Below are 23,583 nucleotides of genomic sequence, written 5' to 3' on the forward strand. Positions count from 1 at the left end.
CCGCTATCTCTGACTGTAAAACTAGTCGCTTTTCAGAAATTCTTCCCACCCGGAAGCAGGCGGCAGGCGCTCAGCACCTGCCGTACAGCAAATTAATTACCGAACCAGACGCAAGCCGAGATCGCCGGGAGCGACAGTACGCCGTCCTGCGCCACGCCTTTCCCCTCTTTCAGCTGCCACTGCTTAACGTTGAGCAGCGGCGAATCGTCCATCACCACTTCACAGGCATCGCCCCGGTTAATGGCCACCAGCACCCGCTGCTGGTTGTAGACGCGCATAAACACCACCACGTTGTCGTGGGCGTACACCACCTGACAGCCGCCGTAGCGCAGAGCCTGGTTCTGCTTGCGCAGCCTGATTAACCGCTGGTAGAGCGCCAGCAGGGTTTTGTCCTGTTTTTCATCCTCCCACGGGAAGGTCTTCCGGCAGAACGGATCGTTATTGCCGTCGAGCCCCACCTCATCGCCATAGTAAATACACGGCACCCCAGGCCAGGTGAACAGCCAGGTGATGGCCAGCGGCAGGCGGGCGACATCTTTGCCGAGCAACGACTTAAAGCGGGCGGTGTCGTGACTGTCGAGCTGGTTAAACATGCGCAGCTGCTGCTGATGGGAAAGGCTGGCGCGGTAGTTATCCATCCATCTCATGCAGGTTTCCGCATCAATCTGCTGCGGATCGTAGGAGATATCGGTATTGGCGAGGAAACCCCACAGCGGGAAGGTGAAGCCGCGATAGTTCATCGCCGAATCTTCTGCATCAGCCTGTAACCACTGGCGGGCGTCGCCAAAATGTTCACCAAAGACGAAAGCCTCTGGATTGGCCTCCTTCGCCGAACGGGTGATCCCGGTGACGTGCTGCAGATTATGGCGCGCCCCGCCGCCTTCGCCGAGCATGTGCACCACGTCCAACCGCCAGCCGTCCATGCTCCACGGCGCTTTCAGCCAGTGACGAACAATGCTGTCCTCGCCGCCGTAGATCTCATCCACCACCCCGGACGACTGATAATCCAGCTTCGGCAGGCTGGCGTAGCCCAGCCAGTCGAGGGCGCGGCCCTCGTCGTCAAAGCTGTACCAGTCCCGCTGGGCCGAGTCCGGGTTATGGCAGGCCCCGCCCGTCCCCCGGTTGTGGCGGTCGAACCAGGCGTGGGAATCACCGCTGTGGTTGAACACGCCATCGAGGATCAGGCGCATCCCCTCCCGGTGGGTGTTCTCCCGCAGGCGTAACAGGGCGACGTCGCCGCCAAACCGCTCGTCCACGTGGCGATAATCTTCGGTGTCGTATTTATGCACGCTGGGGGCGACAAAGACCGGGTTGAGGTAGAGCGCCGTGACGCCCAGTTTTTTCAGATAGGGCAGCTTCTCGCTGATGCCGTCGAGATCGCCACCGTAAAACGTCGATCCCCCCGCCTGGGCGGTTACCGGCTCATCCCACTCCCGGAAAAGGGTCTCATGGCCGGCGGCATGGTGATGATAGGTGCGATCCAGTTCCGGGTTGCGCCGCTGGCTGCGGGCAAAGCGGTCCGGGAAGATCTGATAAAAGACCTGGTCGGCCACCCACTGCGGCCCGGCATCGGGGTAATCGACGGCAAACTGCTCCAGCCGCGCCGGTGGAAAACGGCTGAAACCCTGCGGGGTGAACCACAGCTGACGGTTATGCCAGAGCATCTTAAAGCTGTAGCGGCGGCGCGGCTGCCCTTTCTCCACGTCGATGGTGGCCCGCCAGGCCGTCACGCCGGGTTGCGGCTGGCTGCGCTGCTTCTGCATTTTCAGCGACGTCTCTTCATTATCGATTTCAGCGCGCAGCGTCACCCGCTCAGGCAAATTCTCGCCCGTCAGCCACAGCGTGATGACAAGTTTATCGTTGTTTTGCTTAACAAATGGGGCAACCGGCAGGTGCCATGCATTCAACATCTTTTATCCCCTTTCCCAGAAATGAGGTCACCTTGCCACAGGGTAGTTGATGTTCACTCCTCACGGAGAGGTTTATTGGGGGAGGAGGAAGGGGGAGGAGAAAAATGCCCGGCGTTTGCCGGGCATTGCTGTTACTGCACTTGAGCTAGCTGACGCTCGCGGCGGCGTTTAAACACCCAGCCCACCAGCAGCAGCGCAATCCACGCAAAGCCGACATACAGCGAGATGCGGGTTTCCGGATGGTAACCAATCAGTCCGATAATGAAGACCAGGAAGATCAGGCCGGCAACGGTACTTGCCACGCCGCCCGGCACCTTAAACTTCAGCGCTTTTACCTCTTCCGGCGACAGACGGCGGCGGAAGCCAATCTGCGACATCAGAATCATGATCCATACCCAGACGGTGGCAAAGGTTGCCAGCGATGCAATCACCAGGAAGACGTTTTCCGGCATGATGTAGTTGAGGTACACCGACAGCAGCAGCGCCACGGTCATCACCAGCACCGTCACCCACGGCGTACCGCGGCTGGAGGTTTTAGCGAATGCTTTCGGCGCACTGCCCTGCTCGGCCATGCCGTGCAGCATACGCCCCACGCCGAAGACGTCGGCATTGATGGCGGAAAGCGACGCGGTCAGCACCACGAAGTTAAGAATGCTGGCGGCAAAGGTGATCCCCAGATGCTGGAACGTCAGCACGAACGGGCTGCCGTTGGTGCCGACCTGGTTCCACGGGTAGATGGACATGATCACAAACAGCGTGCCCACGTAGAAGACCAGGATACGCATCGGCACCGAGTTGATGGCGCGCGGGATAGACTTCTCAGGATCTTTCGCTTCACCGGCGGTGATACCGATGATTTCGATCCCGCCGTAGGCAAACATCACCATCTGCAGCGACATTACCATGCCTATCCAGCCGTTACTGAAGAAGCCGCCGTTGCTCCACAGATTGTGGATCCCGGTCGGTTGTCCGCCGTTGCCAATCCCCCAGATGATGATGCCGATACCGGCAGCAATCATGATGATAATGGTGGCGACTTTAAAGAAGGAGAACCAGAACTCCAGCTCGCCAAACACCTTCACGCTCATCAGGTTGATGGCGCAGATGATCAGCACCACGCTGAGCACCCAGATCCAGTGCGGCACGGTCGGGAACCAGACGCCCATATAAATGCCGAACGCCGTTACGTCGGCGATAGCGACAATCAGGATTTCGAAGCAGTAGGTCCAGCCGGTGATATAGCCAGCAAGCGGGCCTAAGTTTTCTTGCGCATAGCGGGAGAAGGAGCTGGCTGACGGGTTATGTACCGACATCTCCCCCAGCGCACGCATGATGATGTAAGCGGCAACACCGCCGATAAGATACGCCAGCAGAACGCTGGGACCGGCCATTTTAATGGCATCTGCCGAGCCATAAAAAAGACCAGTACCGATTGCAGAACCCAGCGCCATAAAGCGGATGTGGCGGGCGCTCAATCCACGCTTGAGTTTGTTAGTGCTTTCCATTTGTTGTCATGCCATTTCAGACTAAAAAAAACAAAAAACCACGGGGCATTACGCCCCGTGGTTAAACATTCAGCCGTTGATTAGTGCGCGTTCGATGTAACCTGACGCCCTGCAGCACGATCCCAGATAATTGCCAGTACCAGTGCAACAACGGTAGGCATCAACCACGCCAGACCCTGTTCGGACAGCGGCAGACGCTGTGTCCAGGCAGGCAGAATGGCGCTGATAGCAGATGCCTTAATGCCGTCAAGCATACCAAAAAGCAGACTGATAAACATGGCCGGCGCGATAATTCGTGTGGAATTGTTCCACCAGCCGCGGGTGAAGCTCAGCACGACCAGCACGATGCACGGCGGGTAGATGGTGGTCAGCACCGGAATGGAGACCTGAATCAGGTGGCTCAGACCGAGGTTCGACACCGCCATAGAGAAGCCGCCCAGGATAAACACCAGCGTGCGGTAAGAGAGCGGCACGTACTGGGCAAAGAACTCTGCACAGGCACAGGTCAGGCCAACCGCCGTCACCAGACAGGCCAGGAAGATCAGGATAGCCAGCATCATGCTTCCCGCGCCGCCAAAGGTGTGCTGAACGTAAGCATGCAGGATTGCCGCACCGTTAGCGCCCTGGTCAACCAGCACGCTGCTGTCGGAACCGAGACGGAACAGCGCCAGATAGAGCAGCGCCAGCCCTGCGCCCGCCATCAGGCCAGCCCAGACGGTGTAACGGGTCAGCAGACGCGCTTCGGTCACGCCGCGGGAACGCGCAGCGTTAACGATCACGATACCGAACGCCATCGCGCCCAGCGTATCCATGGTCAGATAGCCGTTCACAAATCCGTTAGAGAATGCCGCATTCTGGTACGCTTCGGTCGCGGAGCTCAGCGGGCCGGCAGGCCAGATAATCGCCGCAACAGCCAGTACCACCAGCGCCAGGATCTTCATCGGTGCCAGGAAGTTACCCACGGTATCCAGCAGCTTGCCCGGATAGAGCGACACCAGAATCACGATGGCGAAGTAAACCAGGCTGTAGATAAACAGCGGCAGCGGGCCGTCGCCGGTCAGCGGGGCAATCCCCACTTCGAAGGAGACGGTCGCGGTACGCGGCGTGGCGAACAGCGGGCCAATCGCCAGGTAGCAGACCACGGCCAGCATCACCCCGGCCACTTTGCCAATCGGCGCGCTGAGGCTGTCAACGCCGCCGCCAACTTTCGCCAGCGCAACGACGGTCAGTACCGGCAGACCTACGGCGGTAATTAAAAAGCCAATAGCCGCCGTCCAGACGTGTTCACCCGCCTGTAAGCCAACCATGGGAGGAAAGATGATGTTGCCAGCGCCAACGAACAGCGCAAATGTCATAAAGCCCAGCGCGATGATATCGCGCGATTTCAATTGATGGGTCATAAAACCTTACTGCCTGTGGATGTGGTGTTGAAAACGTTGAATTTTTCGCTATCCGTTGCGGAACAAAACAGCGGAAAAAATGTGCAACCTCAGCGGGAAATGCTTTCCTACCGGCGTGGAGAAGAATAGTTTTTCGATTTACCACGCAAATACAGTCTGTCCGACGATATCAGGGGGGCAATTTAAACGCTTATAACGTTTAAAGGCAATATGGGATCTGAAAACCAGAACAATATGCCAGCCTGAAAGATGAGAGTGGAACATTACACCATTTATAAGAAAAACTCATGGCTAATAATGCGAACAAAAAAGCAACAGGCGTATAAAATTTACCCGCGCTTCGGTTGACTGCAAAGCAAACAGGCCAGCATACGCTGGCCTGTGGCAATATCTGATTACAGTGACGCCGTCAGGCGCTGTTACTGGCAATTAAACGTTCCGGGATCACGAAGCTGAAACGCGTACTTTTACCCGGCGTACTGACAATATCGAGACGGCTGTCGTGGTGATTGATGGCATGCTTAACAATCGCCAGCCCCAGGCCGCTGCCGCCCGTCTGCCGGGAACGCGCTTTATCCACCCGATAAAAACGCTCGGTCAGACGAGGAATATGCTCCGGACCAATCCCCGGGCCATTGTCCTCAACGCTGAACTCCGCCCCCGTGGGCACATGCTGCCAGCGCACGGTGATGTGGGTCCCGGCGGGGGTATGATTCACCGCGTTATAGACCAGGTTCGAGATCGCGCTGCGCAGCTCGTCGTTACTGCCGCGCACTTTCAGGGTGTTATCCACCTCGAAGGTAAGCTGGTGCTGCTGCTGGCTTAAGGTCTGCGCTTCGCGCTCTAACATCCGCAGCATCATCGGCACATCGATCGTTTCATTCAGCGCCAGGGTCGGAGCCGCCTCAATGCGCGAGAGGGTCAGCAACTGCTTCACCAGGCCTTCCATGCGTTGCGTCTGCTCGCGCATGGTCTGCAGCGCTTTTTCCCGCGGCGCGCCCTCCAGGGTCTGCTCCTGCATCATCTCCAGATAGCCCTGCAGCACCGTCAGCGGGGTGCGTAATTCGTGGCTAACGTTGGCGAAGAAGTTGCGCCGCGCCCCTTCGAGCTGGTGCATTTGCGTCACGTCGCGCGCCACCATCAGCCACTGTTTGTCGCTGTAGGGCATCACGCGGATCTCCAGATGACGACCGTTGTTGAGCACCAGATTATGCGGGCGGGTGAAGTCGCGTTTTTTCAGATACTGCGTGAACTCCGGATAACGCAGCAGGTTGAGAATGTTTTGCCCGTTATCATCCGGCCAGCGCAGGCCCAGCAGCTGTTGTGCCAGACCGTTGCACCAGAACATTGTTCCCTCTTCGGTGGTGAGTATCACCGCATCCGGCAGCGATTCCGCGCCGCTGCGAAAGCGTTTGATCAGACTGCCCAGCTCACGACGGCGTTTTTTATTACGCATCTGCATCTGGTGCAGGCCATACAGAAGAGGTTCCCAGCTTCCGCTGCCGGGCGGCGGCGTCATACTTCTGTCAACCCACAGCCACCATGACAGGCGGAGCAAATTCCAGAAGTGCCAGATCAGCAGTCCTGTGACCGCTGCCAGTAAAAACCAGGGTAAATAACCGATTAAGGCCCCGAGGATCAGGGCCGGGATACAGCAAAGTATCAGTTCAAAACAGAGCCTTTTCCATGACAGACGTTCCAGCACGCGTCACACTCCTGTCATTGTTCAGAAACGGGTGGAGAAACGATAACCCGTGCCGCGGACGGTCTGTACCATGCGATCGTGACCGCTGGTTTCGAGTGCCTTACGCAAACGGCGAATGTGAACATCCACCGTTCGATCTTCAACATAAACGTTAGTGCCCCAGACATTATTGAGCAACTGCTCGCGGCTGTAGACGCGCTCCGGGTGGGTCATGAAGAAGTGCAACAGTTTGAATTCGGTCGGCCCCATATCAAGAGGGTTTTCACCGGTCATCACGCGGTGCGAGGTAGGATCCAGGCTCAGGCCCTGCATCTCAATCACCTCTTCCACCGCCATCGGTGAAATACGGCGCATCACGGCCTTAATGCGTGCCACCAGCTCTTTCGGGGAGAAGGGTTTGGTGATGTAGTCATCCGCGCCGGTCTCCAGGCCTCGAACGCGATCTTCCTCTTCGCCACGGGCGGTTAACATCATCACCGGGATATCGCGGGTTAAGGCTTCACGTTTGATATGTTTGATGAATTGCAGACCAGAGCCGCCAGGCAACATCCAGTCGAGCAGGATCAGATCGGGCCAGGGTTCGTTGAGCTGATTCACCGCGCTGTCGTAATCTTCGGCTTCTATCGGTTGAAAGCCATTTTGTTCGAGCACGAAACAGACCATTTCGCGAATGGGTGCTTCATCTTCTACGACCAGAATACGTCTCGCCATACTTAGCCCTGTCTTATTGAGGTTACATGTTTGTAATACGGCGTCATTATGCGTCAGATTTATGACAGATTTATGAAAAACGTACCCGCTAATAATGGCAAGCCGTTGTTTTATGGCAGCCCCGATTGTAACGGTTATCTTCGTCACCCTGAAAGTTTATAATCCCGCTAACCTTTTTTTGCCACGGATCTGTTATGCGCATACTTCACACCTCGGACTGGCATCTGGGACAAAATTTTTACAGCAAAAGCCGCGCCGCCGAACATGAAGCGTTCCTCAACTGGCTGCTTGAGACTGCGCAATCACAAGACGTCGATGCCATCCTGGTGGCCGGGGATATCTTCGATACCGGCTCGCCGCCGAGCTATGCGCGCGAGCTCTATAACCGCTTCGTGGTGAACCTGCAAAAAACCGGCTGCCATCTGGTGATCGTAGCGGGCAACCATGATTCCGTCGCCACGTTGAATGAATCCCGTGAGATCCTGGCTTTTCTGAATACCACCGTGGTCGCCAGCGCCGGCCACGCGCCGCAAATATTGAACAGACGCGACGGCACGCCCGGGGCGGTGCTGTGCCCGATCCCGTTTTTACGTCCGCGCGACGTGGTGCAGAGCCAGGCGGGTCTGTCCGGGACAGAGAAACAGCAGCAGCTGTTAAAAGCCATCACCCACTATTATGACGATCAATATACCCAGGCCTGCGCCCTTCGCGGCGACAGCGTGCTGCCGATTATCGCGACCGGGCATCTCACCACCGTCGGGGCCAGTAAAAGTGACGCGGTACGTGACATCTATATCGGTACGCTGGATGCCTTTCCCGCCCAGCATTTCCCGGCGGCAGATTATATCGCCCTGGGCCACATCCACCGGGCGCAGATGATTGGCGGCTGCGAGCATATTCGCTACTGCGGCTCCCCTATTCCCCTCAGCTTTGATGAAACCGGCAAAAGCAAATGCGTGCATCTGGTGAGTTTCGACCAGGGTAAGCTCAGCGCCGTCGAATCGCTCGAGGTGCCCATTACCCAGCCGCTGGCGGTGCTGAAGGGCGATCTGGCGGCCATTACCGCCCAGCTTGAGCAGTGGCGCGGCGTGGAACAAACGCCGCCCGTCTGGCTGGATATCGAACTCACCACCGATGAGTATCTGCACGACATGCAGCGCAAGATCCAGCATCTGACGGAAGATCTGCCGGTGGAGGTACTGCTGGTGCGCCGCAGCCGCGAGCAGCGGGAGAAAAGCCTGGCCAGCAGCCTGCGGGAAACCCTCAGCGAGCTGCGGGTGGAGGAGGTTTTTGAGCGCCGCCTCGCACAGGAACCCCTGGATGATGCCCAGCGTGCCCGCCTCAACGAACTGTTCAGCCACACGCTCCACGCCCTCAGCAATGAGGAGGATGACGCATGAAAATTCTCAGCCTGCGCCTGAAAAACCTCAACTCGCTCAAGGGCGAATGGAAAATTGACTTTACCGCCGAGCCTTTCCTCAGCAATGGCCTGTTTGCCATTACCGGCCCGACCGGTGCGGGTAAAACCACCCTGCTGGACGCCATCTGCCTGGCGCTCTATCACGAGACGCCGCGCCTGAATACGGTCTCGCAGTCGCAAAACGACCTGATGACCCGCGACACCGCCGAGTGCCTCGCCGAAGTGGAGTTTGAAGTCAAAGGCATCGCCTATCGTGCCTTCTGGAGCCAGAACCGGGCGCGTAACCAGCCGGACGGCAATCTGCAGGTGCCCCGCGTGGAGCTGGCCCAGTGTGAAGATGGCAAAATTCTGGCGGATAAAGTAAAGGACAAGCTGGAGCTGGTCGCCTCCCTGACCGGGCTCGACTACGACCGCTTTACCCGCTCGATGCTCTTATCTCAGGGACAGTTTGCCGCCTTCCTGAACGCCAAACCGAAAGAGCGCGCCGAACTGCTGGAAGAGCTGACCGGCACGGAAATTTACGGCCAGATTTCCGCTATGGTGTTTGAAAAACATAAGGCGGCGCGCAGCGAGCTGGAGAAGCGCCAGGCCCAGGCCGCCGGGGTGGTGTTGCTCAGTGAAGAACAGCAGCAGCAGCTTCAGCAAGGTTTGCAGGTACTTACTGACGAAGAAACGCAGCTGCTGACCCAGCAGCAGGCGCAACAGAAAGATTTTCAATGGCTTACCCGCCACGATGAGCTTGTGCGCGAGCAACAGCAGTCGATGGCAGCCCAAGAGCAGGCGCAGCAGGCTCTGACCGACGCCATGCCCGAGCTGGAAAAGCTGCATCTGGCCCAGCCTGCGGCCCAGCTGCGTCCGCAGTGGGAGCGGCAGCAGGAGCAGCTTGCCCTTCTGTCGCAAACCGAGCAGCAGATGCAGGAGGTGAATACTCGCTTACAGTCCAGAGTGGAGCTGCGCTCGCGCATTCGCAACGGGGCCCTGCGCGCGCGCGATGAGCTGCAGACCGAACTGACCGCGCTCACCCAGTGGCTCACCGAACACGACCGCTTCCGCCAGTGGAGTCAGGAGATTGCCGGCTGGCGGGCGCACTTTACCCAGCTCAACCGCGACAAAACGCAGATGGCGAACCTGACCCGGCGTATTACGGAGTTACGCCAGAAGCTGGCCAGTTTACCGGTAAGCACGCTGACGCTCAGCGCGGAACAGGCCAACGCTGAGATGGCGCTCCAGACGCAGTCCCGCGGGGCACGCCAGCGCCTGACCACCCTCCATGCCCGCTATCAGCCCCTGCAACAGCGGTTGCGCCAGAATGGCGAAAGCGTGCAAAAGGCGCAGGGTGAGCTGGCAACACTGAACGAAACCCTGACGCTGCGCCGTCAGCAGTACAAAGAGAAAAACCAGCACTATCTCGATCTCAAAACCCTGTGTGAGCAGGAAGAGAAGATCAAAAAGCTGGAGAGCTACCGGGCGGAACTGGAAGCCGGGAAGCCCTGCCCGCTCTGCGGCTCCACCGGGCATCCGGCGATTGCCCAGTACCAGGCCTTAGTGCTCACCGAAAACCAGCGCCGCCGGGACGCGATGGAAAAAGAGGTTGCCGCTCTCAAAGAGGAAGGCCTGCTGGTGCTCGGACAGGTGAATGCGCTCAATACTCAGCTTCAGCGAGAAACAAGCGAAGCGCAGACCCTCTCGCAGGAAGAGCAAGCGCTCACTAAAGAGTGGCAGGCGGTGTGTGGTTCCCTGAACGTTAACCTGAATATTCAGGAAGATATCGCTCCCTGGCTGGCTGAACAGGAGCAGTACGAGCAGCAGCTCCACCAGCTTAGCCAGCGTCTGACCCTGCAAAGCCAGCTGAGCGAAGAGGAAGCGCAGGAACAACTCTACCAGCAGCAGCTTCTGGCAACGCGCACGGCGATGGCGCAAACGCTTGATGCCCTGTCGCTGGCGGTGCCGGAGGACGGCACCGAGGCGGCCTGGCTTGCTGAACGCGAAAAAGAGTCGCTGGCCTGGCAGGAGCGGCAGTCGCAGCATAATGCCCTGCGGGATCGCATCACCGCCCTGGCACCGCTGCTGGATACCCTGCCGGAAACGGATCTCACGGAAGCGGAAAGCACCATCCCGGATAACTGGCGCGAGATCCACACCGAGTGCGTCTCCCTGCAAAGCCAGCTCGCCACGCTGCAACAGCAGCACAAGCTGGAAAGCGAGCGCCTGCAACAATCCCGGGCGCAGTTTACCGCCGCGCTGGCCGCCAGCGTCTTCAGCGATCGGGAGGCGTTTCTCGCGGCCCTGCTGGATGCCGGGACGGTTCAGCGTCTGGAGCAGCTGAAACACAGCCTGGAGAATCAGATTCAGCAGACCACGGCGCTGCTCCAGCAGGCCGGTCAACGGCTGAACGAACATCTGGAACAGCGCCCGGCGGGCCTGACAACGCAAGCCCCGGTTCTGCACGAGCAACTCCAGCAGCTGGCGCTGAAGCTTCGCGAAAACACCACCCGTCAGGGGGAGATCCGCCAGCAGCTTAAGCAGGACAGCGACAATCGCCAGCACCAGCAGACGCTGATGCAGCAGATCGAAGAGGCGGCTCGTCAGGCGGATGACTGGGGTTATCTGAACTCGCTGATCGGTTCTAAAGAGGGGGATCGCTTCCGCAAGTTCGCCCAGGGCTTAACCCTGGACAATCTGGTGTGGCTCGCCAACCAGCAGCTGACCCGCCTGCATGGCCGCTACCTGCTGCAGCGCAAGGCCAGCGACGCGCTGGAGCTGGAAGTGATGGACACCTGGCAGGCGGATGCGGTGCGTGACACCCGCACGCTCTCCGGCGGGGAAAGTTTCCTCGTGAGCCTGGCGCTGGCGCTGGCCCTCTCCGATCTGGTAAGCCACAAAACGCAGATTGACTCGCTGTTCCTCGATGAGGGCTTCGGCACGCTGGACAGCGAAACGCTGGATACCGCCCTGGATGCGCTGGATGCGCTGAACGCCAGCGGTAAAACCATCGGCGTGATCAGCCACGTGGAGGCGATGAAAGAGCGCATTCCGGTGCAGATCAAAGTGAAGAAGATCAACGGGCTGGGGTACAGCAGGCTGGATAAGGTGTTTGCGGTGGAGTAGTTAAGGATGGGTGCTATCTGTACCCCTCACCCTAACCCTCTCCCCATAGGGGTGTACGGTCCGGGGTGAGGGGGGAACAAGCCGCACCAATGGCACTATCAGTTCGGCCACAGCCAGGCCGCGCCGCGCACGCCGCTGGAGTCGCCGTGCACCGCTTTGCGGATCGGGGTTTCGCATTCGCCGCCAAACACCCACTGCTTCACCAGCTGGGGAACGGTGGTATAGAGACGGTCAACGTTACTCATGCCGCCGCCCAGCACGATCACATCCGGGTCGAGAATATTCACCACGTGCGCCAGCGACTTCGCCAGCCGCATCTCGTAACGGCTGAGCGCCAGTTCGGCGACGGCGTCCCGCTCCTCCACCAGCCGCATAATCTCATTGCCTTTCAGCGGATGGCCGCTCAGACGACGGTAGTCGGTGGCAAAACCGGTGCCGGAAATAAAGGTCTCGATGCAGCCCTGTTTGCCGCAGTAGCACGGCACTTCCGCGCGGTACTTCAGTTCATCTTCATCCATCCACGGCAGCGGGTTATGCCCCCACTCGCCTGCCGTGCCGTTGCCGCCGATATGGGAGCGGCCATTGAAGGCCACGCCTGCCCCGCAGCCGGTTCCGATGATCACCGCGAATACAGTCTGTGCGCCCGCCGCCGCGCCGTCGATGGCCTCGGAGACCGCCAGGCAGTTAGCGTCGTTCGCCAGCCGGACTTCGCGGTTCAGGCGCTGGCTTAAGTCACGGTCGAAGGGCTGGCCGTTAAGCCAGGTCGAATTCGCATTTTTCACCACCCCGGTATAGGGCGAAATCGACCCCGGAATGCCCATGCCAACCGTGCCGGTCTGGCCGGTGGCCTTTTCGGCCATCTCCACCAGGTGAGCGATGGTTTCAATGGTCTGCCGGTAGTCGTCACGCGGGGTGGGCAGGCGGTGGCGGAACAGCTGCTCCCCCTGCTCGCCAAGGGCAATGACTTCTGTTTTGGTGCCGCCGAGATCAATACCAATTCGCACAGGACGTTCCTCATTATTTTGATTATCAACAGAGTAGAAGCCTGCTACCCGATTAGCAATGCAAGCGATGCGACAATTCGCTATCATGCCCGCTGAATTAAACGACAAGACCGTGGAAATTATCATGCTGTGGTTCAAAAATTTGATGGTTTACCGTCTCAGCCGCGATATCGAACTGCGCGCAGACGAGATGGAAAAACAGTTAGACCTTTACGCATTTACCCCGTGTGGCAACCAGGACATGGCCAAAACCGGATGGGTTCCGCCTATGGGATCACAGAGCGATGCGCTGACCCACACCACCAATGGTCAAATCATCATCTGCGCACGTAAGGAAGAGAAGATCCTGCCGACGCCGGTGGTGAAGCAGGCGCTGGAAGCCAAAATTTTCAAGCTGGAAGCCGAACAGGGGCGGAAGCTGAAAAAAACGGAAAAAGATTCGCTGAAAGATGAAGTTCTGCACTCCCTGCTGCCGCGCGCCTTCAGCCGCTTCAGCCAGACGATGATGTGGATCGACACGGTAAACGGCCTGATTATGGTCGACTGCGCCAGCGCCAAAAAAGCAGAAGACACCCTGGCGCTGCTGCGTAAAAGCCTCGGCTCGCTGCCGGTGGTGCCGCTGACGATGGAAAACCCGATCGAGCTGACCCTCACCGAGTGGGTACGTGGCAACAACGTCCCGCAGGGGTTCCAGCTGCTGGACGAAGCCGAGCTGAAAGCGATTCTGGAAGATGGCGGCGTGATCCGCGCCAAGAAGCAGGAGCTGGTCAGCGACGAAATCGCCGTACATATCGAAGCCGGCAAGCTGGTGACCAAGCTGGCCCTCGACTGGCAGCAGCGTATTCAGTTCCTGATGTGTGACGATGGCTCAATCAAGCGCCTGAAGTTTTCCGATGAGCTGCGCGATCAGAACGACGATATCGACCGGGACGACTACGCCCAGCGCTTTGATGCTGACTTCATTCTGATGACGGGAGAACTGGCGGCGTTGATTAAAAGCGTGGTGGAAGGATTAGGCGGCGAAGCACAGCGCTGATGCTTAATGCCAGAAATCGGAGCCGGGTTAACCCGGCTCTTTTTTTTACAGATAACGACACAGGTAGGATGAAGGTTCAGCAACCTGCAGATGGAATTCGCTGTGGCCGGGTACGTTGAAAACATCACCCGGATTATAGATTTTCCACTCGGTTTCACCCGGCAATAACACCTTCAGTGAGCCGCTGACTACGGTCATCTCTTCAGGTTGCGCGGTCCCGAAGGCGTACTCCCCTTCTTCCATTACGCCGACACTGGCGCGGCCAGTAATGCTGCTGCTAAAACCGATGGACTTCACTTTACCGGAAAAGTATTCATTACTCTGAAGCATGGACTGGTCCTTATTGTCGTTGGTTGTCAATCCAATATAGGGGTGACACTCCATGCCTGTCACGCAAAATCATCAGACCAGCAATTCCGAGGCCAGCCGGGCTACCAGCACGTTTGACAGCAGCACCGGCACATCCAGATTTTTTTGCAGTAAATCGCGGTGATGCTGATGGAAACCGAGACAATCGAGCATCAGAACGTCCGCGCCGCGATCGAGCAGATCGCGTCCGGCATCGATGAGTCTGTTTTCGCTGTCCCAGAAGGGATTGGCTACGGCGAGGAGCGGCGCGTTGGACAGACCCTGCCATTTTTTCGACTGGTTCTCCAGCAGCTCATCCATCGGGACGATCACCCCCACCTGATGGCTGTCGACAATGGATCCGACCAGCGGGGGAATGATCCGCATCGGCTCAAGCAGGATCGCGTTGCGGGCGACAAGCCCGGTGATGGGGGCCGTGCTCATCAGCAGGATCACCTCATAATCCTGGTTATCGAGCACTTCAATCACGCTTTGCAGGCCTCGCTCGATCTTTGGCAGCGAGACGTGGCCCAGCTTCCCGTCGCTGAGCAGAACTGGCAGCCGCGCCTCACCCCGTTCAGGGGCGTAGTCTTCCATGACCTCTTCCCGGCTCAGCGTACCGAGCAGACTGTAATGCGTAATCTGTTGTTCAGAAATATGCTCTGTTAAGAGCGGTAATATTTCGCTTACCGGGACTACCCCAATCGTGAGGATCGCCAACGTCGCCTTCATTGTTCTCGCCTTTCTTAACCATCACTACCGTGACACAGATACAGGCTCACTTCGCTGTTCAGAAAAAGTGCTGAAAAGCGTAGCAGCACTTTAGGGTGCTGGAATGTAAAGATCCGCGAGCCTGACACAATGTGTCTGTAAACCCTGAACATTACCCTCCGATTGATGTTTACGCTTTGTTAAAAATGTGATTACCGTACGGTTCTTTATGCTTTCAGATTTTTATCAGGACTTATCGGGGTCTTCGTAACGGACTTTGGCATCCTGCGCTTCCTGCTCCGTTTCATGCTCGCTGATGAGCGAATCCGGTTTCGGGTGGTCGGCGCGCAGCTGATACCAGGTTACGGTCTGGCCCGTCGCACCTTTTTCAACGGCAACGATACGGGCTTCACGCGGATAGGGAGGTCTGGTTGGCATAGTTCATCCTTTTTTTGGTTGGCTGAACTATCAGTATAGACATCAGTTAGCTGGCGCATGCCAGATGCAGCGCAGCGACGATATTTTGCACCACGTCTTCAGGCGCAAGCGATGCGTCCACCACATGATGCGCGGCTTCGCGATAGAGCGCGTCACGCTCTGCCAGCACCGCGCTCACCTCTTCGCTGATGGGTTTGCCGGTCAGGGTTGGACGCTGTCCCTCTTCCGGGGAGGCCTCAAGGCGCTCCACCAGCACCGGGACGGGGGCGCAAAGGTAAATCACAATGCCCTTTTCGCGCATAAACTGACGGTTGTAGGCAGACAAAATAATGCCGCCGCCGGTAGCGATAATGCCGGAGCCCGCCGTTACCGCTTCGAGAGTGGCCGTCTCACGGGCGCGAAAACTCTCCCACCCTTCCTGCTCAACAATGTCGGCGATGCTCTGACCGGCCTGGGTCTGCAGCCAGTGGTCGGTATCGACAAATTCACTCTGGCACAGACGAGCCAGTTCAAGACCGACGGTGGTTTTGCCACAGCCGCGGGGGCCAATTAAAAAAATAGGCTGGGTCATGACCAGGTGTTCCCCTTGATGCCGCAGACGTGCGGGACGTGAAGTCGAAAAGAGTGCAATGATACCATTAAGCTAGTACACACGTTAACCGTAAAAAAATTATTACATCAGGCGTGGCTTTTAACTGACATTTCAGTCAACTCCAGAAATATCAAGGAAAGAACCTGTAAAGAAATGATGGCACTAGCCGGTGCGCCCACCTTACCTGAACCCACCCGCCGTTGACAACCCCGGACTGGGGTAATAATGACCAAAACATATGTCGCAGTGATGATTAACCCTGGCGGCGCTTCACTTCCAGCAGCCATTTATCCAGCTCGGCGGCAAACAGCTGCCTGTCGCGCTGGGAGAGGCTATCCGGCCCACCGGTCTGCACGCCGCTGGCGCGCATGGTGTCCATAAAATCACGCATCGTCAGCTTTTCGCGGATGGTGGACGGGGAGTAACGTTCGCCGCGCGGGTTGAGGGCAGCCGCCCCTTTCTCCAGCACTTCCGCCGCCAGCGGAATGTCGGCGGTGATCACCAGATCCTCCGCGCTGCACAGGCGCACGATTTCGTTATCGGCCACGTCAAAACCGGCCGGAACGCGCAGGGAGCGGATAAAGCGGGACGGCGGCACGCGCAGGTTCTGATTCGCCACCAGAGTCAGCGGCATCTGAACGCGCTCGGCGGCGCGAAACAGGATCTCTTTAATCACATTCGGACACGCATCGGCATCCACCCAAATCGCCATCTTCTCTCTCCGGCATATAATGCTGCGTAACAAAACCTGATAGGCTAAAGTTCGACAATCATAACAAAGTTTAAGAGGGAGACGTGATGGAGAAGAAAATCGGTTTTATCGGCTGCGGTAATATGGGCAAAGCCATTCTCGGCGGACTGATTGCCAGCGGTCAGGTGCTGCCGGGTCAGATTTGGGTCTACACCCCGTCGCCGGACAAGGTCGCCGCCCTGCACGACCAGTACGGGATCAACGCTGCGCAGAGCGCCCAGGAAGTGGCGCAGGTGGCCGATATCGTCTTCGGGGCGGTAAAGCCGAACATGATGGTCAAAGTCCTGAGCGACATCACCTCCAGCCTGAATAAAGAGACCCTGGTGGTCTCTATCGCGGCAGGCGTCACCCTCGACCAGCTGGCGCGCGCCCTGGGCCACGACCGTAAAATCGTCCGCGCGATGCCAAACACGCCGTCGCTGGTGAAAGCAGGCATGACCTCCATCACCCCTAACGCGCTGGTGACGACGGAAGAAGTTGCCGATGTGGTCAATATTTTCCGCTGCTTCGGGGAAGCCGAAGTGATTGCCGAGGCGATGATCCACCCGGTGGTGGGCGTCAGCGGTTCGGCGCCCGCCTACGTGTTCATGTTTATCGAAGCGATGGCGGATGCGGCGGTGCTGGGCGGGATGCCGCGCGCGCAGGCTTATAAGTTTGCTGCGCAGGCGGTGATGGGTTCAGCCAAAATGGTGCTGGAGACCGGCAAACATCCCGGCGAACTGAAAGATATGGTCTGCTCACCGGGCGGCACCACCATTGAAGCGGTGCGGGTGCTGGAAGAGCGCGGATTCCGCGCAGCCGTCATTGAAGCCATGAATAAGTGCATGGAAAAATCAGAGCTGCTGAGCAAATCCTGATCCATAGCCGGACGTTATGCGGCCACCTCGGTGCGGTTCCGTCCGGCATTTTTCGCTTTATAGAGTGCGATATCCGCCGCTTTCAGCCACTCCTGGTAATGCACCATCGACGTCGTTAGCGGCGCAACCCCGACGCTGATGCACAGCTTTACCTGCGGCGCACCCGGCAGGCGCAGTTCCGCCAGCCGTTCATGGACCCGCGACATCGCCGCAATGGCGCTTTCCGCAGGCGTCCCGCTCATGATCACCGCGAACTCATCCCCGCCAAAACGGCCGATCATATCGCTGGCGCGTAATGTCAGCTGAAGCTGGCGGGTCACGGCGATAATGGCCTGATCGCCGACGTCGTGGCCCCAGGTGTCGTTAATGCCCTTAAAGTGATCGATGTCGATCAGCAGCATCGTCGCACTCCGGTGGTAGCGACGGCAGTTTTCAAACTCCGTGCGCAGCAGCACTTCCCAGTGGCGACGGTTAAATACCCCTGTCATCCCGTCCAGCGTGCTCATCAGCTCCAGCCGCCGCTTATGCTCCACCAGACTGTTGGTAGTATGGAAACTGACCCAGGCAAACAGCATCGGATAACCCACAATGACCGGCAGCGCGAGCCAGATTTCCAGCGGGGCGCTGACGAAGGCCAGCGGCACGTGCATCATTTGCAGGGTTACCAGCGCCGACAGCGCGGTCATTAACGCGCCTGTGGCGTAAAGCCGGATGCCCCCCACGCCCATCAGGTTCATGCTCATCATCATGATCAGCGCCGCGCTGGGCATGGCGTTGAAGCCCATCAGCCCAATCCACACCCCGGCCATAATGGCGTCAATTTTGAGGTTGAACATCTCATTATGATGAGGATCCGCCGAGCGCATCGCTAATTGCCAGGCCAGGTGCGGCCAGACGAACGCCCACCCCACCAGCAGTAGCCACCAGAGGCCGTTCGCCGGCAGTGCGGCCAGCATGCTGCCAATCGGGAAGAAAAGAATAGCCAGACCCACAGCACGGGGTAAACGTAACCGGCGGGCCAGACGGATGCCTTCGCGGTGATGTTCATCCGCGGATCGCGCCTGGTTTATACCCTCACGGGCATAGGCTTTAGTGTAAAAGTTCTCATCATTCATGGGCATTGGGAATACTCAATAGTATTTTCCCAAATTATAGAAAGGCTTATCTGGCGCTAAGTATGATATTTCGGGTGAGCCAGACGAAGCGCTCACCCTTTTGAACTAGCCGGTTTTCTTCAGGCAGGCGCTCATGAACTTATTACGGTCATCGCCTTTGAGCGATTGTTGCGTCGCCTGGGAGTTACATTCACGCATTCTTTGCTGTTGCGGCGTCAGGCTTTTTTCGTTGGGTTTAGAAGAGGCGTTTTTCAGGCAATCGCTCATGTAGGTCTTACGGGAGTCGCCTTTCAGCGCCTGGGCGGTCGCCTGTTGGTTGCAGGTAGTCATGCGTTGCTGCTGCGGGGTGAGCTGTTTATCCTGCGCCCCCGCCGGGGTGAGAGAAAACAGCCCAAGGAGCAGCGTGACCAGCAGTGTGATTTTCATAGCACTTTCCTTCTGTGAATGATCTCCTTAAGTCTGGTCCGTGTTGATAAAAAAACCACCCGGCGGGATATTTTCCCGTCGGGCAGCCAGTTTATATCAGCCCTGATGCGGCATCGCTCACCAACTGATAGCCACGGGCCTGAGCCTGCACGCGCCTGCCCCTTCGGCATAATTTCGTTCCGCGGTTATTTCGGAATCGACCATTCCGTCGCCAATCAGCAGAATTATATTTTGGGCTGGCTTATCATTTAATGACGCGCGAATTACGGCGGTCTCAACTTCCGTCAAACGACGAGCCCCGCCGGGCCAGGTGATATCCCCTGGGCAGCACGATTATCAAGTACCGTAGTGGATGCAACATTTTCAGCATAAATAGTGGGGGTAAACAGCAGAGGGTGTAATGCAATATAAAATGCGCTCTGTTTCACTTATTTTCTCCATGGAGAAATACATGAAAAATAAAACAGAGCGACTACAGGCAACCGACGTGACGTTTCTATGACAATAACTTAAGTCAGATAACCGTTCAGCTGCGCGGGTGCCGTAGCAGCTTTTTTACGTATTGCTGCAGCATCTCGCTATCCTGGGCCGGTACCTCCGCATCTGGTCGGGCCTCATCCAGCGCGCCTTCAACGCTTTTGATCAACGCCTGCTGATCGCTTTGCGCCATCTGGCGTAACAGTGCGGTGACCACAATTTCCAGTGCCTCAACCTGAGCCACCAGCTCTTTTGACTCTTCTTCCTTTTCTGCCAGCTTCACCAACAACTCTGCAATGAGATTTTTCACAGCGCTATTTCCTTATCAGTTTTTTTCGACGTTATCATTATGTCTGATGCTTGCAAAGTGGGTAAAAGTACTATTTTTAAGCAAACCCCACATGCATCATAAAATAGTATCTCTGGGTGCGTGATAAGACGTGCTTTAAATTAAATTTAATTCTTTCTTAGCAGAATAATTAAAATGAAGAACCGCCATTTCACATTTATGATAATGGCGGTCAGATCACACTATATTATACAACAACATTAAAGACGCTTTGCCGCCTGAGTCCGGGCTTCCCGCAGGCGGCGCTGGCGCATCGCCCATGCCAGTTGCAGAATATTCACCAGCACCACCACCGCGGTGGCGGCAAATACCCAGCGGAATCCGGCCATCGCCGAAACCGCGGCCCCCATCAGCGGACCGGCCACGTTCCCCAGATACATAAACGACTGGTTATAGCCGAAGATGCGCCCGGTGACCCGATCGCTGGAGTACTTGATCAGCAGGGTCTGCACGGCGGGCAGCATGGCGCCATCAGCAAAGCCGAGTAAAAAGCGCAGCACGCCAAGCTGCAACGGGGTGGTGACAAAGGACATGGCGAAAAAGAGCACCACCGCCACGATAAGCGTCGCCATCAGAATACGGCCCGTGCCGATGCGATCCCCGAGTTTGCCGAGCCGTGGAGCGGACATTAACGCAGAAATCCCCGGCACGGCGGCAATCATCCCGCTGAGGAAGGCAATATTGTTACTCTCGGGCGCCATCGACTGAATAAACAGGGCGAGGATCGGCCCCACCGAGCCGTTGCAGAGCTGGATCACCATGGTGGTGACGAACAGGCTGATCATCAGCCCCGGATAAGGGAGCGAGGCAAATACCGCCTTGCCGCTCAGCCGCTCCGCCTTGCTCACGGTCGGGCGCGCCCCCTCTTTAATCAGAAACAGCGTCACCAGAAAACTGATCACCAGCAGGACGGCGGTGATGACGAACACCGCGCGCAGCCCCACGTGGTCAGCCAGGAATCCGCCCATCAGCGGACCGCCAATCACCCCGCTGATCTGCGCCGTCGACAGAGTGCTGATGGCCCAGCCGCTACGCTCCCGGGGCACCTGGGAGGCCACCAGCGCCATCGCATTCGGAATATAGCCGGAGGTGAGCCCCATCAGGGCGCGCAGCAGGAACAGTTGCCAGACGTTGGTGGCAAACGCCTGCAGCAGGATGGCAATCGCCATCCCCAGCGAGGCGCGCAGCAGCATCAGCTTGCGCCCTTTGCGGTCCGCCAGGCTGCCCCACATGGGCGAGACGATGGCCGACACCAGAAACGTGACGCTGAAGACCAGCCCTGACCACATCGACAGCGCCTCGTGGGACGAGACGCCAAGCTGAGACACATACAGCGGCAAAAACGGCAAAATCTGACTGATGGCAAGGCCGGTGAAAAAACAACCAAACCAGACCGAGATGAGGTTAACCTTCCACGATTCCATAGGCGGGTACTGTCTTCATATTACGTAAATTCGTTATCAGATTAGCAAGTTACGTTGCGCCGTTAGTTGTCAGAGATGCGCCTGACGCGACTTCGGTGTTTTATCTTCCCAGTCATCATATTTGTGAAATATGTCACATATTTTCGCCTTTTTGCTGGTGATTTATGCTTTGCGGGCAGTAGCCAAAACCGCGCATTCCCAGGTGAAAATGGTTGGCGTGGGCGGCGTTGTAATCCGGGCCGAGGGCATTGCCGAAGTAGCCGCAGCTGGCGCTGAGCAGCGCCCGCAGCCAGGGTTCGGTTCGGGCGTTCTTCCAGCCGCGCAGGACCGAAATTCGCTGACCGTTTTCCAGGGTAAATCCGCTGATGTCCAGCGCCTCGGCGGTGGCATGCTCGCTGCGCCGGGCGTTGGGACGGTGATAAATGTTCCGGCAGGCAAAACTGCCGAAATGGTCGATGCGCGAAAGGCTGCTTCCCATCAGGCTTTGGGTCAGCGGTCGGGCCTGTTGATCAACGAACAGCGCCGTACTGAGCGCCAGCGGGCAGCTGGCGATAAAGCTGCTGCTGAGGCTGACGTGACCAAAACTGCGCACCCGCACCACGTCGCTCAACGGACACTCTCCCGTGCTGTCGGCCACCGCCTGGGTGCGGATCAGCTGCCGCGCATTGGCCTGGGCCAGCAGCACGTCACAATGCTCAGGCGTCAGGCGACGGAGCTTAAACTGGGTCAGGGTGCCGGGGGGATCGTCGAGGGTGAGCGGCGCGAAAGGATTGTAATAAGACGGCAGCCAGCGATAGCCCGCCACAGCCGCAACAATCAGTATCAGACAGATAATCAGGCTTTTTCCTTTCACTCACCCCCCTTTGCGATGTGTCAAAAACATTATGGCAGAAGGCGGCGAATCCCGCCGGGCATCGTGATATGGTAAGCGTTTTGAGTCAGAGTGGATGAACGAAGTGATGGCGAAGTTGCGGGTAGGTATTGTCTTTGGGGGAAAATCAGCAGAGCACGAAGTGTCGCTGCAATCGGCCAAAAATATCGTTAACGCGATTGATAAGAGCCGCTTTGAAGTCGTGCTGTTGGGTATTGATAAACAGGGCCAGTGGCACATTAACGACGAGCAGGGCTATCTGCTCAACGCTGACGATCCGGCGCACATTGCGCTGAACCCGTCTGAAATCAGCGTTGCCACCGTACCGGGCGTAGTACAGGGCCAACTGATCGACGCCGGCACCGGCCAGACGCTTTCACAGCTCGACGTTATCTTCCCGATTGTCCACGGCACGCTGGGCGAAGATGGCTCCCTGCAGGGGATGCTGCGCATGGCCAACCTGCCGTTCGTCGGCTCCGATGTGCTCGGTTCCGCCGCCTGTATGGATAAAGACGTCACCAAACGCCTGCTGCGCGATGCCGGGCTGAACGTGGCGCCGTTTGTCACCCTCACCCGCGCCAACCGCGAGCAACACACCTTTGCCGATCTCAGCGCCCGCTTTGGCCTGCCGCTGTTCGTCAAGCCGGCTAACCAGGGCTCTTCCGTTGGCGTCAGCAAGGTGAACAGCGAAGCGCAGTTCAGCGAAGCGGTGCGTCTGGCGTTCACCTTCGATCACAAAGTGGTGGTTGAGCAGGGAATTAAAGGGCGTGAGATTGAGTGTGCGGTGCTGGGCAATGATTTTCCGCAGGCCAGCACCTGCGGCGAAGTGGTGCTGAACAGCGAGTTCTACTCTTACGACACCAAATACATCGATGACAAGGGCGCACAGGTGGTGGTCCCTGCGGCGCTGGATGCTGAGGTTAACGACGCGATCCGCGCGATTGCCATCGAAGCCTATCAGGCGCTGGGCTGCCGCGGCATGGCGCGCGTCGACGTCTTCTTAACGGCGGATAACAGCGTGGTGATCAACGAGATCAACACCCTGCCCGGCTTCACCAACATCAGCATGTACCCGAAACTGTGGCAGGCCAGCGGCCTGAGCTATCCGGATTTAATCACCCGCCTGATTGAACTGGCGCTGGAGCGGCATGCCGCTGACAGCGCGCTGCAGATATCAGTGAGCGGTTAATCCGCGTCGTTCGCCGTCGTCTCTTCCGGGCGGCGGCGAATGATAAACCCCGCCAGCCAGAAGCTGACCACCCAGGTCACCAGCCCCACCGCATAGGTTTGCCAGCCCTTTGCTTCGAAGCCCAGCAGTCCTACCACCCCATTCAGAATAAAGATCAGCCCAATAGCAAAAGCATAGAAGTGCCAGTCACGGCGAATTTTGGCAGGCAGTTTCATGGTCGCTCCAGAAGAAAAAAT

22 protein-coding genes and 1 pseudogene are annotated in these 23,583 nt (G+C 57.7%); 5 read left to right on the forward strand and 18 right to left on the reverse strand.

Annotated elements, in window-relative coordinates; translation table 11 throughout:
- Positions 1–92: 92 nt before the first annotated feature.
- The 5 genes from malZ to phoB form a co-directional block, all read right to left on the reverse strand.
- Positions 93–1,910 (reverse strand): maltodextrin glucosidase, encoded by a 1,818-nt coding sequence (gene malZ / locus FFB58_RS18400; protein WP_138370634.1) that lies wholly within the window; start codon positions 1,908–1,910, stop codon positions 93–95.
- Positions 1,911–2,041: 131 nt separating this feature from the next.
- Positions 2,042–3,415 (reverse strand): proline-specific permease ProY, encoded by a 1,374-nt coding sequence (gene proY / locus FFB58_RS18405; protein WP_138370635.1) that lies wholly within the window; start codon positions 3,413–3,415, stop codon positions 2,042–2,044.
- 80 nt (positions 3,416–3,495) lie between these two features.
- The gene (gene brnQ, locus FFB58_RS18410) at positions 3,496–4,815 is read right to left on the reverse strand and encodes a branched-chain amino acid transporter carrier protein BrnQ (protein ID WP_039031481.1); all 1,320 of its coding nucleotides are present in this window, start codon (positions 4,813–4,815) and stop codon (positions 3,496–3,498) included.
- 409 nt (positions 4,816–5,224) lie between these two features.
- A complete protein-coding gene (phoR, locus tag FFB58_RS18415) occupies positions 5,225–6,520 on the reverse strand; it encodes a phosphate regulon sensor histidine kinase PhoR (protein ID WP_039031480.1) in 1,296 nt (431 codons plus the stop codon).
- 21 nt (positions 6,521–6,541) lie between these two features.
- Positions 6,542–7,231 carry a phosphate response regulator transcription factor PhoB gene (gene phoB / locus FFB58_RS18420; protein WP_039031479.1) on the reverse strand — a complete coding sequence of 230 codons (690 nt, stop codon included), beginning with the start codon at positions 7,229–7,231 and terminating at the stop codon, positions 6,542–6,544.
- Positions 7,232–7,425: 194 nt separating this feature from the next.
- Between phoB and sbcD the strand changes: the two genes are divergently transcribed.
- Together sbcD and sbcC are read left to right on the forward strand one after the other, a co-directional pair.
- A complete protein-coding gene (gene sbcD, locus FFB58_RS18425; protein ID WP_138370636.1) occupies positions 7,426–8,631 on the forward strand; it encodes an exonuclease subunit SbcD in 1,206 nt (401 codons plus the stop codon).
- Complete coding sequence (gene sbcC, locus FFB58_RS18430; protein ID WP_138370637.1) at positions 8,628–11,759, forward strand: exonuclease subunit SbcC; 3,132 nt, start codon at positions 8,628–8,630, stop codon at positions 11,757–11,759. The genes sbcD and sbcC overlap by 4 nt, the downstream gene beginning before the upstream one ends.
- 98 nt (positions 11,760–11,857) lie before the next feature.
- Here the strand turns inward: sbcC and mak are convergent, their stop codons facing one another.
- Positions 11,858–12,763 carry a fructokinase gene (mak, locus tag FFB58_RS18435; protein ID WP_171029976.1) on the reverse strand — a complete coding sequence of 302 codons (906 nt, stop codon included), beginning with the start codon at positions 12,761–12,763 and terminating at the stop codon, positions 11,858–11,860.
- A 124-nt stretch (positions 12,764–12,887) separates the two neighbouring features.
- On the opposite strand from mak, the gene rdgC reads away from it, so the two are divergent.
- Entirely contained in the window at positions 12,888–13,799 is a 912-nt protein-coding gene (rdgC, locus tag FFB58_RS18440; protein ID WP_138370639.1) for a recombination-associated protein RdgC, read from the forward strand.
- 45 nt (positions 13,800–13,844) lie between these two features.
- On the opposite strand, the gene ppnP is transcribed toward rdgC, so the two are convergent.
- The 5 genes from ppnP to FFB58_RS18465 form a co-directional block, all read right to left on the reverse strand.
- The gene (ppnP, locus tag FFB58_RS18445; RefSeq protein WP_039031475.1) at positions 13,845–14,129 is read right to left on the reverse strand and encodes a pyrimidine/purine nucleoside phosphorylase; all 285 of its coding nucleotides are present in this window, start codon (positions 14,127–14,129) and stop codon (positions 13,845–13,847) included.
- Between the two features lie 72 nt (positions 14,130–14,201).
- Positions 14,202–14,879 (reverse strand): AroM family protein, encoded by a 678-nt coding sequence (locus FFB58_RS18450; protein WP_138370640.1) that lies wholly within the window; start codon positions 14,877–14,879, stop codon positions 14,202–14,204.
- A gap of 225 nt (positions 14,880–15,104) precedes the next feature.
- Positions 15,105–15,296 carry a protein YaiA gene (yaiA, locus tag FFB58_RS18455; protein WP_039031473.1) on the reverse strand — a complete coding sequence of 64 codons (192 nt, stop codon included), beginning with the start codon at positions 15,294–15,296 and terminating at the stop codon, positions 15,105–15,107.
- Between the two features lie 46 nt (positions 15,297–15,342).
- Complete coding sequence (gene aroL, locus FFB58_RS18460; RefSeq protein ID WP_138370641.1) at positions 15,343–15,867, reverse strand: shikimate kinase AroL; 525 nt, start codon at positions 15,865–15,867, stop codon at positions 15,343–15,345.
- Between the two features lie 274 nt (positions 15,868–16,141).
- Complete coding sequence (locus FFB58_RS18465; protein WP_138370642.1) at positions 16,142–16,600, reverse strand: YaiI/YqxD family protein; 459 nt, start codon at positions 16,598–16,600, stop codon at positions 16,142–16,144.
- A gap of 86 nt (positions 16,601–16,686) precedes the next feature.
- On the opposite strand from FFB58_RS18465, the gene proC reads away from it, so the two are divergent.
- On the forward strand, positions 16,687–17,496 hold the full coding sequence (gene proC, locus FFB58_RS18470) for a pyrroline-5-carboxylate reductase (RefSeq protein WP_039031470.1): 810 nt from the start codon (positions 16,687–16,689) through the stop codon (positions 17,494–17,496).
- 14 nt (positions 17,497–17,510) lie between these two features.
- Here proC and adrA read toward each other — a convergent pair whose 3' ends face one another.
- From adrA to FFB58_RS18500, 6 genes and pseudogenes are all read right to left on the reverse strand, one after another.
- Positions 17,511–18,611 (reverse strand): diguanylate cyclase AdrA, encoded by a 1,101-nt coding sequence (gene adrA / locus FFB58_RS18475; RefSeq protein WP_138370678.1) that lies wholly within the window; start codon positions 18,609–18,611, stop codon positions 17,511–17,513.
- Between the two features lie 105 nt (positions 18,612–18,716).
- Complete coding sequence (psiF, locus tag FFB58_RS18480) at positions 18,717–19,037, reverse strand: phosphate starvation-inducible protein PsiF (protein WP_039031469.1); 321 nt, start codon at positions 19,035–19,037, stop codon at positions 18,717–18,719.
- 153 nt (positions 19,038–19,190) lie between these two features.
- Positions 19,191–19,465 (reverse strand): annotated as a pseudogene (locus tag FFB58_RS18485) (alkaline phosphatase); the annotation flags it as partial.
- 98 nt (positions 19,466–19,563) lie between these two features.
- Positions 19,564–19,824: an anti-adapter protein IraP gene (iraP, locus tag FFB58_RS18490; RefSeq protein WP_039031467.1), complete on the reverse strand. Its 261-nt coding sequence runs from the start codon at positions 19,822–19,824 to the stop codon at positions 19,564–19,566.
- Between the two features lie 239 nt (positions 19,825–20,063).
- Positions 20,064–21,287 carry a multidrug efflux MFS transporter gene (locus tag FFB58_RS18495; RefSeq protein ID WP_039031466.1) on the reverse strand — a complete coding sequence of 408 codons (1,224 nt, stop codon included), beginning with the start codon at positions 21,285–21,287 and terminating at the stop codon, positions 20,064–20,066.
- A gap of 133 nt (positions 21,288–21,420) precedes the next feature.
- Entirely contained in the window at positions 21,421–22,140 is a 720-nt protein-coding gene (locus tag FFB58_RS18500; protein ID WP_052246231.1) for an extensin family protein, read from the reverse strand.
- A 106-nt stretch (positions 22,141–22,246) separates the two neighbouring features.
- Between FFB58_RS18500 and ddlA the strand changes: the two genes are divergently transcribed.
- On the forward strand, positions 22,247–23,347 hold the full coding sequence (gene ddlA / locus FFB58_RS18505) for a D-alanine--D-alanine ligase (protein WP_138370643.1): 1,101 nt from the start codon (positions 22,247–22,249) through the stop codon (positions 23,345–23,347).
- Here the strand turns inward: ddlA and FFB58_RS18510 are convergent.
- Entirely contained in the window at positions 23,344–23,562 is a 219-nt protein-coding gene (locus tag FFB58_RS18510; protein ID WP_039031465.1) for a DUF2754 domain-containing protein, read from the reverse strand. The two genes, ddlA and FFB58_RS18510, sit on opposite strands and share 4 nt — an antisense overlap.
- Positions 23,563–23,583: the final 21 nt, after the last annotated feature.

This window comes from Enterobacter sp. MF024, from assembly GCF_005843915.1.
Classification (GTDB): Bacteria; Pseudomonadota; Gammaproteobacteria; order Enterobacterales; family Enterobacteriaceae; genus Enterobacter; species Enterobacter barmai.

Bases quoted from the DNA above. Each gene is read 5' to 3' on its own strand.
- malZ (WP_138370634.1), bottom strand. From the start codon at position 1,910: ATGTTGAATGCATGGCACCTGCCGGTTGCCCCATTTGTTAAGCAAAAC.
- proY (WP_138370635.1), bottom strand. From the start codon at position 3,415: ATGGAAAGCACTAACAAACTCAAGCGTGGATTGAGCGCCCGCCACATC.
- brnQ (WP_039031481.1), bottom strand. From the start codon at position 4,815: ATGACCCATCAATTGAAATCGCGCGATATCATCGCGCTGGGCTTTATG.
- phoB (WP_039031479.1), bottom strand. From the start codon at position 7,231: ATGGCGAGACGTATTCTGGTCGTAGAAGATGAAGCACCCATTCGCGAA.
- sbcD (WP_138370636.1), top strand. From the start codon at position 7,426: ATGCGCATACTTCACACCTCGGACTGGCATCTGGGACAAAATTTTTAC.
- sbcC (WP_138370637.1), top strand. From the start codon at position 8,628: ATGAAAATTCTCAGCCTGCGCCTGAAAAACCTCAACTCGCTCAAGGGC.
- rdgC (WP_138370639.1), top strand. From the start codon at position 12,888: ATGCTGTGGTTCAAAAATTTGATGGTTTACCGTCTCAGCCGCGATATC.
- ppnP (WP_039031475.1), bottom strand. From the start codon at position 14,129: ATGCTTCAGAGTAATGAATACTTTTCCGGTAAAGTGAAGTCCATCGGT.
- FFB58_RS18450 (WP_138370640.1), bottom strand. From the start codon at position 14,879: ATGAAGGCGACGTTGGCGATCCTCACGATTGGGGTAGTCCCGGTAAGC.
- yaiA (WP_039031473.1), bottom strand. From the start codon at position 15,296: ATGCCAACCAGACCTCCCTATCCGCGTGAAGCCCGTATCGTTGCCGTT.
- aroL (WP_138370641.1), bottom strand. From the start codon at position 15,867: ATGACCCAGCCTATTTTTTTAATTGGCCCCCGCGGCTGTGGCAAAACC.
- FFB58_RS18465 (WP_138370642.1), bottom strand. From the start codon at position 16,600: ATGGCGATTTGGGTGGATGCCGATGCGTGTCCGAATGTGATTAAAGAG.
- proC (WP_039031470.1), top strand. From the start codon at position 16,687: ATGGAGAAGAAAATCGGTTTTATCGGCTGCGGTAATATGGGCAAAGCC.
- adrA (WP_138370678.1), bottom strand. From the start codon at position 18,611: ATGAATGATGAGAACTTTTACACTAAAGCCTATGCCCGTGAGGGTATA.
- psiF (WP_039031469.1), bottom strand. From the start codon at position 19,037: ATGAAAATCACACTGCTGGTCACGCTGCTCCTTGGGCTGTTTTCTCTC.
- FFB58_RS18495 (WP_039031466.1), bottom strand. From the start codon at position 21,287: ATGGAATCGTGGAAGGTTAACCTCATCTCGGTCTGGTTTGGTTGTTTT.
- ddlA (WP_138370643.1), top strand. From the start codon at position 22,247: ATGGCGAAGTTGCGGGTAGGTATTGTCTTTGGGGGAAAATCAGCAGAG.
- FFB58_RS18510 (WP_039031465.1), bottom strand. From the start codon at position 23,562: ATGAAACTGCCTGCCAAAATTCGCCGTGACTGGCACTTCTATGCTTTT.